This is a genomic window from Sphingomonas qomolangmaensis (assembly GCF_024496245.1).
GTDB lineage: Bacteria > Pseudomonadota > Alphaproteobacteria > Sphingomonadales > Sphingomonadaceae > Sphingomonas > Sphingomonas qomolangmaensis.
Window position 1 is genome coordinate 1,289,214 of sequence record NZ_CP101740.1, and the last position, 14,646, is coordinate 1,303,859.

The window sequence follows — 14,646 nt, forward strand, 5'->3', positions numbered from 1 at the left end:
GCTGGATGTTCGGAGGACGATACATCCGGGTTGCGATGTTTCATTCAAACAGCGGCTTCGGGTGGGCGCAGCCGCTGTGTCAACGACGATGAATTTAACAATATCATAACGCCCATCGTACAGCCTTGTCTCGCCGATGACCTGTCACGACCTCATAGCCTTAATCGACGCAGTCGATACCACCACCACCGCCCGGATAGCGGCTGCCGCGGTCAGTGCGGCTCCGTCAGCGGCTAATGACCTGGTAAATGCTCGTCGAAGTCTCTCCAGCCAAGCGCTAGATATGAGCAGAGCTATCGATGAATAGCGGCCCCGCGCTCCGGTCACCGAAATAGGGCACATAGCTGCCGCCGGCAGCTTCATGAACAAACGGCCGCTTACGCCATCAGGGCGCACGAAAGCAGACGGACCGCAATGACCCACATTCGGTCATTCAGACGACCTGTCCCGCTTCCCAGAAGCGGACGCTTATTCATCTCGGCCCTGCACGGCAGCTCAGCGTCCTAATATCGGACATTCAAGCTGCACGCCGACGTACCTGAGAGCCGCCGTTCATTCACCGGCGCAACAGTCAGTCCGAGCGGCTGGCGCTGGGACGTTCCGGCCGGTCGACGCCGCGACTGGCAATGTCTGACGGCGCCGACACCGGCCATTCGTGGAACCGCTTGAGCCCAGTTGCCCGGCCGTGTGGTGGTTTGCGACGGACCGGGATACCTCCGGCGACGCCATGAAGCCACCGTTCGTTCAGCAACCCGATGATCCGGTGGTTTGGCGATGGGGACTGTCCGGATTGGGGCCGCGAACCGGAGAAGCAGACCTTTATCACCAAGTGGGTTGAATCGCGCGATTCGTGACCGTTGTGACCAGACCGCTTTCCGCGGCCAGATCGTGTTGAGTGATCAGCGCCAACAATCCCGCCGCGAGACTCAGAAGTTCAGCTGCTCTGTTCGTAAAACCTCAGCGCGCACATATTCGTCGACGACCAGCGATCGCCGTCGTTCATCGATCTCGACAAAGTAGCCAAGGCAATAGTTCCCGACATGCGCCGGATCCACCCGGCCGTCGGCCGGCCACACGCCCTCGTAAGGCTCGCGTGTTAAGGCCATCAGCCTTACCCGATCCTTGTGCTTCTCGGCCGCTGGATGCGAGTGTCGCTTCATCTCGATGGCTATGAGGTTGTCCGGGTCGGCGACCCTTCCGCGACTGTGAAGTATGAGGTCGCAGGTGATGGTAACGGTCTCAAGATTTTCTCCGGCAATCGTTTTCAAGCGACCGTCATTGGCGCGGTTATACTCAACGTCCGCCCGATATTCCGGAAATCCGGCATCATGAGCCAGCCTTTCCATGGGCATCGACAACCGCTGGCACAGGTTCCGCTCGGACACACCGTTGAGAATATTTTCGAGATCGTCCTCAAGAAATGCCCTTAACGAACGATCGAAGACGCGACGCAAGCGCCGTAGCATCGCCGCGCTGGTCATGCGCTCAGTGGTTCTTCCGGTAGAACCAGTGAGCGCCGGCTCAACGTGGCGATTGTCTGTTCGTGCACGACAGCAAGCGCGCCCGATGCATCGGTTCCGAGACTGATCCGCTTCCCCGGAGACGCCACCGATGACGGCAACCGCCGACACATCAGATCCGCCAGGGCGCGATCCTCGACCGCACAGACGATCTGTCGCCCTGAACTACAAAGCTGCGCGAGCACCTCCGCCAGATGGACCGTCCTGAAATCGTCCACATGCTGGACCGGGTCGTCAAGCAGGATGCTCTGCCACCGGCTCCACGCGATCGAAAGATTGACCGAAAGGAGGAAAGCGAGCCCGGTCGCACGGCGCTGGCCGCTCGAGAACACGAACTGCGGATTGACGTTGCCTTCGACCTTGAGCGTTAAAAACCGATTGACATCGCCGCGCACGCTGTACTCGATGTCGCCCCAAAGCGGATGCGGCCGCAACCGCCGGTAAAGCTCAGACATCAGCGGGATAACGCGGTCCAGTCGCTGCTGGAGCGTCTCGGCCGACGCTCGCCGCGCGGCATCGTAAAGCGCTTTAGAACGGGTCTCCCCGAGACGCGCACGCCCGAGGCGGAGCTCCGTCTGTCGTACCCGTTCGGCAGCTGTGGCCTGATCGGATGTGGCGCGCGAGATGACCCGATCGAACAAAAGCGTGTCGAGCATCGGCATGTCGGCGGCAATCGACTGCTGATCGCGCAGCAGACCGCTGAGGCGGTGCTCGATGTCGATCCGGCTTGCGCCGGCGAGGTGGCTTTCGGCCAGCAGTCCCTCGAAACCGCTGACAGCGTCGGCGAGCTGCCCGCTTTCAGTATTGGCGGAAACGGCTTCGCGTTCAGCGGCCTGAAGCGCCGTCAACGCGGTGTCGCGCTCGCGCTCCTTGCGCGCCTGCTCGACCGCCTGCGCGTCCAAGGTCCGGGCTATCGACATCGCATGGTCGAGACCGCGATGAAAAGCTTCATGGCTGACGTCGCTCGCACAGAGCGGACAGTGTCCGTCACGCAGACCCAGCGTCCTGCCGATCTCGACGAGGTTCTCGAGCTGCCGTGCCTGCGCCGACAGCATGGTCGCGCGCGTCGCAGCCCCGAGCGCCGCGACACTTTCGTCGTAATTCATCTGCGCGAGCGTTTCGCTGACGGACGCATCGGACGCCCGCTCTTCGCTCGCGGGCAACGCCGTGCGCGCTGCCTCGTAACCGGCGAAGCCATCGATCAACGGCTGGAGCTTCCCGATCGCCGATGCGATGTCGGCAAGGCGCTGTCGCGCGAGTTCGGCAAGGGCGGCACCGGTTGCAGTCGTATCGAGGGCACGCCGAAGCCGTTCGCTTGCCTGCCCTACCAGATCATCAGCGGGCAAGGACGCCTGCGCTTCGTCGATCTGCCTTACTGCGACCGCTTGGGCGACAGTGGCCGCCTCAGCGTCAGACTGAGCGGTCTTGAGCTTTGTGGCCGCCGCGGAGTGGATCGCCTGCGCGCGCCTGATCCAGTCGTCCGCATCGACCGCGCCGATGGCATCGCGAAGCAGCCTGAAGCGCTCGCCTTCCTTCAGATCGAGGCTCAGACGGGCGATATGCTCGTCGCGAATGATCGTAGAATTGCAGAGTTGCGCGATGGCTTCGCGCGGTGCCGCATTCGGCAGATAGAGCTTTTCGGCGCGCGAGCGTACATCTAAGCTCGTCGGATCGAGCGGCGTTCGCCGGATTTCGAACGATGCCGATTCTTCCCCGAACCCCACTTCCACGAAATGATCGGAAAGATCGTCCTCCTGCCCATAGGGGCCGGTCCACCAGATATAGTCGGTAACCGACTCGCCGTCCGCTTTGGCGTCGAGATATTTGCTGATCGTGCCGGTGAGCGCGAATTCCACGGCGTCGAAGATCGTCGATTTGCCGACGCCGTTGCGCCCGTCGATAATCGTGAAGCTCTCGGCGAAATCGATGCGGACCGGCTTGCGGTAGCCGCGAAAGCCATGCAGATGGACGTATCTCAGCCTCATTGACCGGCCTCGAGCAGCTGCAGGATGGTCGCGTCGGGCGCGCCGCCGACGAAAGCATTGATGAGTTCAGGTGGGAGTTCCGACGTTCTCAGGCGGATTTCGCCCACCATATCGACCGCGCCCAGTCTGGGCGCGTGCTGCATGGCGAGAAGCGGCAACAGCGCAGCGCGCATATCGTCCGCCGACACGACGCCGGCCCGGGCGATCTTGCGGGTGCCGGTCAGGTCTTCCTCAATGGCCCCGAGACGGATCGTAGAGGCGTAGTCCGATGCGCCGTCGGTCAGGAGAATTATATAAGCGTTCCACGCCTTGGTCTCGGCGCGACGGAGCCCGAATTGGGAGGCTTTCAAAACGCGCTGACTGTCGTGATGCCAGTGCTCGATCAGGGCGCCGGCATCGTCGAAGGGCAGCACGAATCCCAGGACGCTGTCGCCTTCGAATGCAAGATACCGGATATCGGCGTCGGTCAGCGCAGCGACCGAATAGCCCGCATCATCGAGTTGCCTGGCGGCGAGGTGCAATATGCTCATAATCCCAGTTCCTCGACGGCATCGGTGCGTGAGCGCCATTTCGTGGAGGATCCCCGTGCGATCGAGCCGGTAGCCGGGCCCCGTGCGATGCTTGGCGGCAATGGTAGCGCCTCGGCTCCGATGGCGATCACATATTCGGGCGCAAGCACGGGCGCGGTCTCGCGGGAATATTCTGCCTCGACCTCGTGCAGCGGACGGTTGACCGTACGCAGGACCCGCACGCGCGTGCCACCGAGGTTCCAGCAGATGTCCTCGGATGTCGCGCCCTTCGCCTGCAGCTGGAGAAGTGTCATGCCGAGCAACGGTTCGCTGGCCGGCTGATGGCTTCTCGCCGGCGCATTGGGTCCGGCGCCTTCGAGATCGCGCCGTATGCGCCACAGCGTGTTCGCATCGGCGCTCGGCGGCTCGAGCCAAGCTGGATCTGGCGCGACACCGGTCTGACTTTGATAGGTTCTCGAGCCGGAGTGCAGGATCGAGCGCAGCATTGCGCGCGAGAAATTCACCCGCAACCTGTCGAGGAAGTCGGCACCCGAGACCGGGACGTGGAAGAAGCCGGACGTTGCCCGGGACCCAAGGTCGTACAGCGCCTTGGCCTTCACCGGAAAAGTGGCGGTATCGCAGGGATCGACGACGATGATACGGCTCGGACTGACTGCGGCCAGAGCTTCTTCAAGCACGGCATTCAGATAATCCCAATCGGTCCAGTAGCCGACGATCACGAGGTCGCGGTTAAGCAATCGTTGGGTCACCCAAATTGCGCCTTCAGCCAGGCGCGTTTTGATCGGTTCCGCGGCCACCTGACCCGCGGCCCAGACCGTACCCGGCGGATCGCTCCAGCAACCGTGGATCTTGAGCAGTGGTGATTTGGTCGCGGGCAACGCGGCGACTCTGTTGCGATCGACACCCGCTCCGACATGCCCAAACAGCAGGTTTCCCGCGGTCTCGATGAGCATGTCGACGTTCGTCGATACTGCGGTGCCGATAGCGCCGGTCAACAGGAGGTCTGCTACGGCAAAGTGCCCGCCATTGGGTTCGACAGCGAATACGTCATGATCGATATAGCTGCGCAGATACACGTCGGCGAGCTCGCCGTTCTGGAAGAAGAGCTCCGCCTGATCGTCGATCTTATCCGGCAGCGGCGGACGGGACGTGCCGAACTTCGCCGCCCATGATTGCTGAGCCTTCAAAGCCAGCACCGCGGCGCTCGGTACCTGGCTCGGTTCGGCCATCGATAGACCGGCGCCGCACAACAATGCCAATCGATCAGCGAACAGGGCATCGATAGCCTTGTCGACGCCAGTTTGAAGATCGATCACATCCATGGCGTTATGCTGTTCTCCCCCGACTCGATGTAAAGACAATCACGGTGCCGTCAAACGGACGCTATGTCGGCAGGATCTTGCCGGGCGGCCTGACGTAGCCGGAATGACTGATCTTTCCAGATTGCGACGTTCACGCCGTCAGAAGCAAACGTCGCAACCTGGCAGCAAGCTGCCGTCCCTGCTCTCCTCCGGTGACCCACTTTCGGCCATTCGCGCCTTGTTCTCGGTTGCTCAACTCCAGCCATTCGTTCGCGTCGTTGAGAAGGGCGGTTTGGCGATTGATCCCGCGCTGTGCTGCTATCGGTATTCTCGAAAAGGATAGCAGACTGTGCGGAAACTGACTGGCACGGTGTCACATGACGTTCTTTTTGTGGAGGCGGATCGGGGGAGGACTGGTGAACGAAACCACCTTGGCAAGCGGGTCCGCAATAGGCCGTCAGTGGCGGCGCACCTTCCATGTGGTTCTTATTGCGCGGATGTTGAGGGATCCCTGACGGTGTACGTCGGAAGGTAGCCGCCCTCAACGCGCAACGTTACTGTCAAACGACCTCGTTCCAGAGCTCGTTGAGGTCCGTCTGAGATAATGCTGGCCGATCCCAGTCCGGGCGGCCGGACACCTTGCGGTAAGCCCGCAGCATCAGTGGCGATGCTTCGGAATGATCTGTTGCATGGACCATGTGATACATGGTCCGCCCGCCTCGCGCGGAGTCATGGATGGCGAACGGGAAAGCCCAGCGATATCCCAGTTCATCCCGGAAGCGAGCGGCGAGGAGATTGGCGCGCTCCACGCCGTTCATGCCTCGCAGATCACGCCAGTCTGGGCGTCCCCACCAGCGTTCGGCCTGTTCCAGAGCGTCGGGCTTCCGGACGGCGGCGATAGACCGGTCGATCCAGCCGGTAGCAAAGAAGTAGAACATCTCGATCTTCGTGGTCGTCTTGTGCGCGGCGATCCGCTGCACGGTGGACCATTCGCATTCGAAAGTCCGCTGATCGAGGAGCGCGAACGTCGCGGTTTTCTCGGTTATGGTACCGCTGGCCAGGATCGCTTCGATCGACGTGTTAAAATCCCCGGGCATGATGCGGATGCGCCGGTTCTTGCCTTCGTGCTCGGTCTTGATCGCTTCCAGAAGCGCGATCCCCTCCGGGTCGATGTCGCACAGCCAGAAGTCCCGGACCCACTGGGGCTGGTTCTCGAGCACCAGCTTCGCGGAGCACTTGGCCGAGTGGTTGCGTCGTTGAGGCGCGGCGAAGCCGTCGATGTAGGTGCCATGCTTGGTCACGAACGTGAATAGCTTGATGTATTCCTGAATTAACCTCGCCTTGTTCTCCGTCCACAACGGACAGTGCAGACCCTTGCGGTTGTTAATCCGTGCGGGATCGACCGTCGGCATCTCCGACGAAGCGAACGGGAGAAGCGGGTGGTCTGTCAGATCGTCCTCGCTATCGGCAGACCGTCCCAGACTGATCCGTTCAGCGTCCGGCCGGCGATCTTCTTACCTACACGTAGCATGGTGGTGCCGTCATCTGCCTGCTCGGCTCGCGCCTTGGCGAGGTTGATGCCCTGCCCTGGCGCCCAGTCACCCCACTGCTTGAAGTGGAATGCAACGTCCGCGGCCATGCACTGGTTTAGCAGAGCGGTGAACCATGACGGGCTCGATGGACGCGCATGCGGTCCCGACTCGCCACCGGTAATGACCCAATCAAGCGATCCTACCCATTGACCCAGGTCGAGCGGACCCAGAAGCGGTTCGGCTGATATGAAGCGCACTGCGGCCGGCAGTCCTGCCAGCATGGGCAGTCGCTCGTCGGCGCGGCGCTGGTCCTCGACCGTTGTCCCCATCCACACGTTTGACGGCCATGCGTCGGTCCACGGACACAGGCGCTCCACGTGTTCGATCCGCTTAGTCAGCAGCAGCCAGTCCAGCCACGGGGTCGTGGCGATGAGAGCCCACAGTCGTTCCCGCCATGCGTCGAGGTCGCGGCGATCCTCGAACACGTCAGCCATCGATGCGCAGAAAACCCGGACGCGTCGACCCTCCGCCTGCGCCGTCGCGTTCCATCGTAGCGGTTCGCCCCAATGCTTGTCGCCGAAGAAGCGTCGTTCGGACCCGACGCCCCACACCTTGCTACCAACGCGCTTTGCCCAAGCCTCGGCGTAGCAATGCTTGCATGCCGGCGAAACCTTCACGCATCCCCACCAGGGATTGAAGGTGTGGTTCGTCCATTCGATGCGTGAATTCTTCGCCAAGGCACACTCCTTCCATTGATCTAACAGCCCGATGTTGAAGATGCTAGCCGTTCCCACTACGTTCCCGGCGAGGTGGGGCGAGGATGCTTCGCGGGAGAAGCGTCATGGGTTCGGAATCCTACAGGTCGGACCTGTTTCGCCTACAGAAGGAAAAGGCGAACCTGAGGAAGGATCGACATGGACACATACGCAGCGCTGGTGGGCCTCGCAGAGGTGATGGGCGTTGTAATTACTGGCAGATGAGATGATGGCCGAGGCAAGCAACAAATCGTCGCACCACCTGCCAGTGGCCATGTTTGAGCTTGGTAGCCCGTGCCAGCATCACTGCGCTTTGCCGCCGCGGCCCTGACGCGATGCTGGAGAAACTTACATCTGATGAACTCGGCGATCTTGCCGAGAATCTTTTCGCTAAGCTCTGCGCGCAAGCCAAGCTCATCTGCAACAAGGCTGGTCGCGATCGAGCTGGTTGGGACTTTCGGGTCGACTTCCCGCTAATGGACACCACTGGTGAGGCGCTGGATCATCGCGAACCGCGCACATGTCTGATTCAGCTCAAGGCCACTGCCGGCGAGACCGGTTCGGTTCGTGCCCGTCTGTCCTCGATGGAGCGGCTGGCCAAGGACAAGGGACCGGCTGCCATCGTCGTTTTTCGCATGCGTCCCGATGGTACCGAACTCATGGGATATGTCGTCCACCTTCTGGGAAAGGACCTTGCGAAGGTCCTGCGGCGCCTTCGAATCGCCGAGCGGGATGGCCGGACTGATGTCAACCATCTGTGGATCTCGTTCGATTATCGTAAGGCACGGCGCTTCAAGATCGATGCCGATGGGTTGCACGGCGCGCTTCTGGAGCTGTGTCCTGCCGACATGGGCGATTATGTTGCCGAGAAACGCCATCAACTCGATACGCTCGGATATGACGAAGGGCCGGGGATCGAAACTGAAGCGCTTATCTACATCGAAGATCAGGATCACTTTACCCGTTTGGTTTCCGGATTGGCGCCACTCAAGCCGTTACGGCTCCGCAGCTACGATCGACGCTTCGGCATCCGAGTGCCGTACAAAGGCTCGTTGTTGGAGGGGCTAGACGAGTTTCCGATCGATTTGCCCCGGGTTGGCCCGTGCAGGGTCGTCATCCGCGCTGGTGCGCTACTACCGCCCGCATCTTTCGAGTGCGAGGCACAGATCCCCTTCCCCGTCGCCGGTGGACCTTGGCTCGTCGTGCGCCACCCGGCCTTGACGCTGCTTTTCCGGGAAGACGGCTTCACGATGGAGAGCGTAGGGACATTCAACTTCGAAGGGCATGACCTCCCGACATGGGTCCAACTCCTACGCGGTTTGACGTATCTCTCACAAGGCGACGCAACGGTCGAGTTCGAGTTTCGAGGCACTCGTCTTCCAGGCGTCCAGACAGCTGATGGTCTCAAAGGACCCTATCTCGATCAGCTCCCAACGTTGCTCAGTTTTGTCGAGCGGTTTCAGCGCGCCCTCGACCTAGCCGGACTGCCAATGCCAAGCGCCTTTGCGCTCGACGACATATGGGCCGCAGGCGAAATGCAGATGTCGCTCGACATGTGCTTCAATCCCCGATCAGCGGCGCGGTTCGAGTTTGACGACCTGGGGGAGCTGCTCTCAGGCGTCGAGCAGCCTGCCCTGTTCTTCAACTCCGTGACGTTTGCAGAAAGAGCTTTCACGTTTGCCGTTAAGGCCCAGCTTGAACGTAGAGACAACGGACGATCGTTCGTGTCAACGCGGTTCGATCTGCTCGACCTTCGACCTGCGGTCGCCGACCTCGACGACTATGGCGCCCTGATGGGAGAGCAGCACCAACTCAGCATCCTAATCGATCCTGGCAACATCATCCTAGTTGATGCCGATCCCGACTAGGCGGGGGGCAGCGTGGTCAATGGACCGAGTTAGGGCATGAAAGCGGAGGACACGGGAGAGGCTGACCGAGTTGAGAATGTTGGCGATCGACCCTGGGCGTGCGCCGAAATCAAAGACTTCGGGTCGGGGCGCCTGCCGACGTGCAAACGATGGCGGCTGGCTGGCGAACTTCGCTGAACGCGGTCGCCGCTCGAAAGCGGCCGTTCCGTGATCCACCCAGAAAGCTGCCGGTTGGCCCCCTGCCCAACAGCCTGAAGGAACGACCGCTTATGCTGATCGCTGCCCGAAATCGGACGGTCTCCTTTCCACCCTTTGTGTCGGAGTTCGATCCTGGACAATCACCAGCTTTCGAGATCGGCTGGCCGTCGGCTGAACGCTCGGAATCGAGGCGCATTACCGAATGGCTGCCTACATCCCGATGTCCAGCCCCCTGCTCCGCCCTCGTCCGATCATGTCGGCGAGGCTCTGCCCGATGCTGCGCCCATCCGCTTCTGGCAGTCCGAGCTGGGTTCGGCGATTGCGCAGGATCGATTCAACCTGTGGATCGCGTTCGAGACTTTTGGCCATGCCGATCATCCGATGCCCGACTTCGTTTGCGAACGCGGTCTCATAATCGCGCAGGAGCAATCGGCGCTGCCGCTCCAGTGTCTGCCAGCGCTGCACAAACCTGTCGGCTCGGTTTTCCGTAGCGACCCGCAGTTCGGTTTCCAGCTGCATCGCCCGGATTGTCGTCGACGTGCGACCCTCGGCGGCTTCAGCGATGAGCCCCAGATCCTTCGCGAGCGCAGTCTCGAGATCACTCTGCGCATGCGGACGGAGCGCATCGAGCGCGGTACGGCTGGCAGTCAATGCCTGTCGCTGCTCTGCGGTGTAGGGCGTCCCGATACTATGGGCGTGCCGAATCTCACGAACGATCCCCGCGTGACGCTTTACTGCCTGCGACAGCGCGTTCGCTGGATCGGGCGGCGGCAAGGGGGCCTCTGCAAGCTCCGGCGGTAGCCGCAGCTTCAGCCCGGCAAACATGTCGCGCTTCGGAGCCTGCTGCTGGTCCCCCGCGGGTGCGGGCAGCACGATCTGCCGCTGCGCCGCCAAGGTCGGCGCATAGTCCGACGCCATGTCCTTGCTGCGCTCGCGCGAGAGCGTCGCCACCAGCCTGCCGTGATCGGCAAAGTCGTCGCGGCCGTAGTGCAGATCTACGGCGTCGCGGTGCCGCGACAGTGCGACATAAGCAGCATGGCGGTCGAGCCCGGGCGTCGCCAGCACATGCACCCGGTCAACGGTCACGCCCTGCGCCTTGTGAATCGTCGCGGCATAGCCGTGGTCGATATCGTGATAGTCCTTGATGTCGAAGGCAACCGCGCGGCCGTTGTCGAGCAGGACCGCCATGCTCGTAGCGCTGACGCTCTGCACCACCCCCAGCGAGCCGTTCTTTACCCCCATGCTGCGCTCGTTCTTCAGGAACATGAGCCGGTCGCCACTCGCAAACGTTCTGGCCCCGCGTCCTGTCGCAATCCCGACATCCTGCCCAAGTTGGCCAGCGATGCGCAGGCGCTGCCGCGCGGCCTCGTTGAGCCCCTGCACGTCCTCGTTGGTGTGGGTAAGGATGATCCGCGATGCAGCCGGTGACGCCACCCGTTCGCTATCCCAGCGCTCGATCAGATCGACGCGCGCGGCATCGCGCGTGGCGGCGACATGGACATGGCCGCGTTCTTCGTACGCAGCGATGGCTTCGCCGGTTCGCTCGGTGGCCAGATGGCGCGTAGCATTACGTTGCCAGTCTTCGCGCTGACGGCGTATCTCGGTGATCTCGACGCCGCCGTGCCGCTCCGAGACAGAGCGGAACGCCGCCCCCGCCTCAATCGCCTGAAGTTGTTCGGGATCGCCGACCAACACGACCTTGGCACCGCGTTTTTGCACTTCTGCCATGACGCGTTCCATCTGCCGGGTGCCGATCATCCCAGCCTCATCAATGACGAGCACATCGCGCGTTGTAAGCAGCTCCCTGCCCTGCCCCCATTGATGCTCGAGGCTCGCGATCGTCCGCGACGCGATGCCTGATCCTGCTTCAAGGTTCTCGGCAGCAACGCCGGACAGCGCAGCACCGCGCACTGCGTAACCCGCATTCTCCCAAGCGTCGCGCGCGACGCCGAGCATCGCCGACTTGCCGGTCCCGGCGTAGCCTACAACCGTGCTGATCGCGTGCGGCTTCGTCACATGCTCGAACGCGCTTCGCTGCTCCCTTGATAGAACCAGTCCGCGCATTTCGGCCCGAGCCAGGGCAGCGTTGCGCTGCTGTTCGCCAACGCCGTGCCGGCGACTGGCATGGAGATGTTCGGTCGCGCGCTCTAGCCGCTGCTCGGTGTCGAGCATGTCGCGGCTGGTGAAGCGCTCGTTGCCGCGTCCGTCCTTGCCAAGCGCAACCATGTCGGGGCTAGCCCGGACTGCAGCCAGCGCGGCGTCGAACTGCTCTTTTCCATCGCTGTGACGGTGCACGAACATCGCCAGATCACGGTGCGTGAATGTCGCCTGGGTTCGTGTGATTGCGTCGAGTGCGAGTCCGGGGTTGGCAATGAGCTTGTCGCCGTTGGCGCGAGCGATCGCGTGGTGCTCGACAAGCCGCTCGGACTCGAGCCCCTGCTGCGCCATCCGCGCAGCCGCAGGACCGATCTTGTGCTGCGGCTCAAGGTCGATGCCCTGCGCTTCCAGCGTGCGGTGATCGATACGTGCGTCGATATCCAACTCGGCAAGCCGCGCGTTGGCATGTTCGGCCCATGCTTCGCGCCAATGCTTGAGCAGATCGGTGCGGTTCCAGTCGCGGTTCTTGGCACCGAACCCGTACTCATCAACAGAGCGGGTGGCGAGCATCACGTGCGCATGTGGCTTGGGCTCGCCGTCAGCGCCGATATCCCAATGCACGTTGAGGTCGGCGACCATGCCGCGCGACACGAACTCGCGCTGGACGAAGTTGCGCGCAAGCCGGATGCCCTCAACCTGGTTCAGCTCGCGCGGGATCGCAAACTCGACCTCGCGCGCCAGCTGCGCGTCGACCCGCTTCTCCGCGGCTTCGACCTCGTTCCACAGCGCTGCACGATCGCGCAGATGCTCAAGCGCGTCGTCGGGCAGCAACACCTCGGAATGCACCACCCCGGCTTTGTTCGAGAAGTCGTGATGACGATCGAGCCGCTGATCGTGCAGCCGCGACGCCGAGCGATAGGCAGCGGAAGCAACCGCGCTCGAGCCAGCAGCGCGCGAGATGACCTTTGCCGAGAAGTGGTAGATCGCCATGACGGCAGTCCACTTACACTACACAAACTACGTCGGCACGACGTATAAGCGCGCCCTCGAAAGATTTCATCTATCTCGGGACGCGGTGGTCCCAAGGGGTTTCAATGCATTGCCGCTTATCGACGACAGCGATAACTAGATGGTCGTTCCGATAATATTGGAGGATACTACAATGCGCAAGCCACGAGACTATGATGCCGAGTTGAAGGCGCTCGATGACAAGGCGCGATCACTCAAGGCGCGTAAACTGGAGCAGCTTGGCGAACTTGTGGTAGCCACCGGGGCCGACGCGCTACCGATCGAACAATTGGCCGGCGCGCTGTTGATCGCGACCAGGATCGACGATGTAGCCAGCAAGGAGGCGCAGCGGTCACGAGGAGCTGCGTTCTTTCAAACGGCGACCCGCAATGGCAGCCGCGCTCGCCGCGGCCCAGGCAGCGGATCGCCGAACGACCACGAGCCGCAACCGCCTGCTGCTCGACCGGGCGCGGCATGACATGCGCGACTGGCAAGTGAAGCGCCGCGAGCGAACGCGTCAGTTGATCGAGCTTGGTGGTCTGGTGTCGAAAGCGGGACTGGTAGTCCTGACCGAGGACGATCGCGCGGTGATCTACGGCGCGCTGCTCGAGGTCTCTGCCAAACTGAAAGGCGACCAGCGCGATCGGCACATGCTGCTGTGGTGGCGCCGCGGCAAACGCGCGTTCGCAAACGACGCGTCGGTCAGCGAAGACCAGTGATCCCCCGGATCGCAATTGCCGAGCAACCATTCAACCGGCGAATTTGCAGGGTTGAGTAAGGCGAGAAGGTCGGACGGTTCTATTTGCCTGACATGGCTCAAGCAGGGAACGCTGGCTTGGAAAGAGCATTCGACATTCAGGTTACAGCCGATATGGTTGTTTTCAGCTCGGCGGAAACAGCGCCGACGATTCCCTTCCCTTTAGAAAGACCAACATGACCGACGACGTACAATCGAATGCAGTCGACCTCGCAACCGAACTGACGATCGCATGGCTCGGCAACCAGAATAATCGCGCCGCTGCAGATGACGTTCCGGCCTTTCTGCGGACGATGCACGCGACGGTGCTCGAACTTGCAAATGGCGTATCGGCTGAAAGCAATGAAGACACCGCCGAAGCCGCAGCGCCCGAATATGTTGCGGCGGTTACCGCGCGTAAGTCATTGGCATCGAAGGATCACATCCTGTCGATGATCGACGGGAAGCCGTACAAGACGCTGCGCCGGCATCTCAACACGCATGGCATGACGCCCGAGGAATATCGCGCACGCTATAACCTCAAAGCCGACTATCCGATGGTCGCCGAAACCTATTCGGAAGCGCGCCGCGCGATGGCCAAGAAGATCGGGCTCGGTAGCAAGGGTCGCCAGGCGCGCGCCGCGGCTGCCGACCCTGCCCCTGCCGAAGCGGCAAAGCCCGCAGCGCGCAAACGACTCAAGGTCGCGACTGCATGAATGCGAGCGGCGCGCGACCCTCCGGTCGCGCGCCGTGGGCCGATTACTGCCGGCGCATGACTGCGTCGGCGGCGCCGACTGCGTAATTCGGATCAGCCGTTCAGCCTGTCCTTCACCGCCTTGGCAGGTGTGAAGGCGAGCTTCTTCGAAGCAGCAATCTGGATCGCCTCACCGGTACCGGGATTGCGACCTTCGCGCGCCGCGCTTTCCTTCACCTTGAACTTGCCGAACCCGTTCAGCGACACTTCGTCACCAGCGGCGGCGGCTTCGGTGATCGCGGCAAAGACGGCGTCGATCAGCTTGCGCGCATCGGCCTTCGAAAGATCGTGCGCCTCGGAAACGCGGTCGGCGAGATCGGAATTGTTCATGGGCTGTGCTCCGTTTGCTTGGGGCGTGCCCT

General features: G+C 62.1%; 12 protein-coding genes. 4 read left to right on the forward strand and 8 right to left on the reverse strand.

Features of this window, described 5'->3' with window-relative positions; all coding sequences use genetic code 11:
* Positions 1-926: 926 nt before the first annotated feature.
* The 6 genes from NMP03_RS06145 to NMP03_RS06170 all read right to left on the reverse strand — a co-directional run bounded on the left by NMP03_RS06145 (position 927) and on the right by NMP03_RS06170 (position 7,605).
* Complete coding sequence (locus tag NMP03_RS06145) at positions 927-1,481, reverse strand: hypothetical protein (protein ID WP_256507609.1); 555 nt, start codon at positions 1,479-1,481, stop codon at positions 927-929.
* Positions 1,478-3,505: an AAA family ATPase gene (locus NMP03_RS06150; protein ID WP_256507610.1), complete on the reverse strand. Its 2,028-nt coding sequence runs from the start codon at positions 3,503-3,505 to the stop codon at positions 1,478-1,480. Before NMP03_RS06150 ends, NMP03_RS06145 begins: the two co-directional genes overlap by 4 nt.
* Positions 3,502-4,035 (reverse strand): hypothetical protein, encoded by a 534-nt coding sequence (locus NMP03_RS06155; protein WP_256507611.1) that lies wholly within the window; start codon positions 4,033-4,035, stop codon positions 3,502-3,504. Before NMP03_RS06155 ends, NMP03_RS06150 begins: the two co-directional genes overlap by 4 nt.
* Positions 4,032-5,357, reverse strand: a complete 1,326-nt coding sequence (locus NMP03_RS06160; RefSeq protein WP_256507612.1) for an SIR2 family protein — start codon at positions 5,355-5,357, stop codon at positions 4,032-4,034. The genes NMP03_RS06155 and NMP03_RS06160 overlap by 4 nt, the downstream gene beginning before the upstream one ends.
* 539 nt (positions 5,358-5,896) lie before the next feature.
* Positions 5,897-6,748: a three-Cys-motif partner protein TcmP gene (gene tcmP, locus NMP03_RS06165; RefSeq protein WP_256507613.1), complete on the reverse strand. Its 852-nt coding sequence runs from the start codon at positions 6,746-6,748 to the stop codon at positions 5,897-5,899.
* Between the two features lie 35 nt (positions 6,749-6,783).
* The gene (locus NMP03_RS06170) at positions 6,784-7,605 is read right to left on the reverse strand and encodes a DUF5131 family protein (protein WP_256507614.1); all 822 of its coding nucleotides are present in this window, start codon (positions 7,603-7,605) and stop codon (positions 6,784-6,786) included.
* A 296-nt stretch (positions 7,606-7,901) separates the two neighbouring features.
* On the opposite strand from NMP03_RS06170, the gene NMP03_RS06175 reads away from it, so the two are divergent.
* Complete coding sequence (locus NMP03_RS06175) at positions 7,902-9,491, forward strand: hypothetical protein (RefSeq protein ID WP_256507615.1); 1,590 nt, start codon at positions 7,902-7,904, stop codon at positions 9,489-9,491.
* Between the two features lie 408 nt (positions 9,492-9,899).
* On the opposite strand, the gene traA is transcribed toward NMP03_RS06175, so the two are convergent.
* Entirely contained in the window at positions 9,900-12,776 is a 2,877-nt protein-coding gene (gene traA, locus NMP03_RS06180; protein ID WP_256507616.1) for a Ti-type conjugative transfer relaxase TraA, read from the reverse strand.
* Positions 12,777-12,948: 172 nt separating this feature from the next.
* On the opposite strand from traA, the gene NMP03_RS06185 reads away from it, so the two are divergent.
* The 3 genes from NMP03_RS06185 to NMP03_RS06195 all read left to right on the forward strand — a co-directional run bounded on the left by NMP03_RS06185 (position 12,949) and on the right by NMP03_RS06195 (position 14,246).
* Positions 12,949-13,272, forward strand: coding sequence for a conjugal transfer protein TraD (locus NMP03_RS06185; protein ID WP_256507617.1), 324 nt, complete (start codon positions 12,949-12,951; stop codon positions 13,270-13,272).
* Positions 13,184-13,513: a conjugal transfer protein TraD gene (locus NMP03_RS06190; RefSeq protein ID WP_319937629.1), complete on the forward strand. Its 330-nt coding sequence runs from the start codon at positions 13,184-13,186 to the stop codon at positions 13,511-13,513. Before NMP03_RS06185 ends, NMP03_RS06190 begins: the two co-directional genes overlap by 89 nt.
* A gap of 214 nt (positions 13,514-13,727) precedes the next feature.
* Complete coding sequence (locus NMP03_RS06195; RefSeq protein ID WP_256507618.1) at positions 13,728-14,246, forward strand: MucR family transcriptional regulator; 519 nt, start codon at positions 13,728-13,730, stop codon at positions 14,244-14,246.
* Between the two features lie 92 nt (positions 14,247-14,338).
* On the opposite strand, the gene NMP03_RS06200 is transcribed toward NMP03_RS06195, so the two are convergent.
* Positions 14,339-14,614 carry an HU family DNA-binding protein gene (locus NMP03_RS06200; protein ID WP_256507619.1) on the reverse strand — a complete coding sequence of 92 codons (276 nt, stop codon included), beginning with the start codon at positions 14,612-14,614 and terminating at the stop codon, positions 14,339-14,341.
* Positions 14,615-14,646: the final 32 nt, after the last annotated feature.

Coding starts and splice junctions, on each gene's coding strand:
- NMP03_RS06145 (WP_256507609.1), bottom strand. CDS start 1,481: ATGACCAGCGCGGCGATGCTACGGCGCTTGCGTCGCGTCTTCGATCGT.
- NMP03_RS06150 (WP_256507610.1), bottom strand. CDS start 3,505: ATGAGGCTGAGATACGTCCATCTGCATGGCTTTCGCGGCTACCGCAAG.
- NMP03_RS06155 (WP_256507611.1), bottom strand. CDS start 4,035: ATGAGCATATTGCACCTCGCCGCCAGGCAACTCGATGATGCGGGCTAT.
- NMP03_RS06160 (WP_256507612.1), bottom strand. CDS start 5,357: ATGGATGTGATCGATCTTCAAACTGGCGTCGACAAGGCTATCGATGCC.
- tcmP (WP_256507613.1), bottom strand. CDS start 6,748: ATGCCGACGGTCGATCCCGCACGGATTAACAACCGCAAGGGTCTGCAC.
- traA (WP_256507616.1), bottom strand. CDS start 12,776: ATGGCGATCTACCACTTCTCGGCAAAGGTCATCTCGCGCGCTGCTGGC.
- NMP03_RS06185 (WP_256507617.1), top strand. CDS start 12,949: ATGCGCAAGCCACGAGACTATGATGCCGAGTTGAAGGCGCTCGATGAC.
- NMP03_RS06190 (WP_319937629.1), top strand. CDS start 13,184: ATGGCAGCCGCGCTCGCCGCGGCCCAGGCAGCGGATCGCCGAACGACC.
- NMP03_RS06195 (WP_256507618.1), top strand. CDS start 13,728: ATGACCGACGACGTACAATCGAATGCAGTCGACCTCGCAACCGAACTG.
- NMP03_RS06200 (WP_256507619.1), bottom strand. CDS start 14,614: ATGAACAATTCCGATCTCGCCGACCGCGTTTCCGAGGCGCACGATCTT.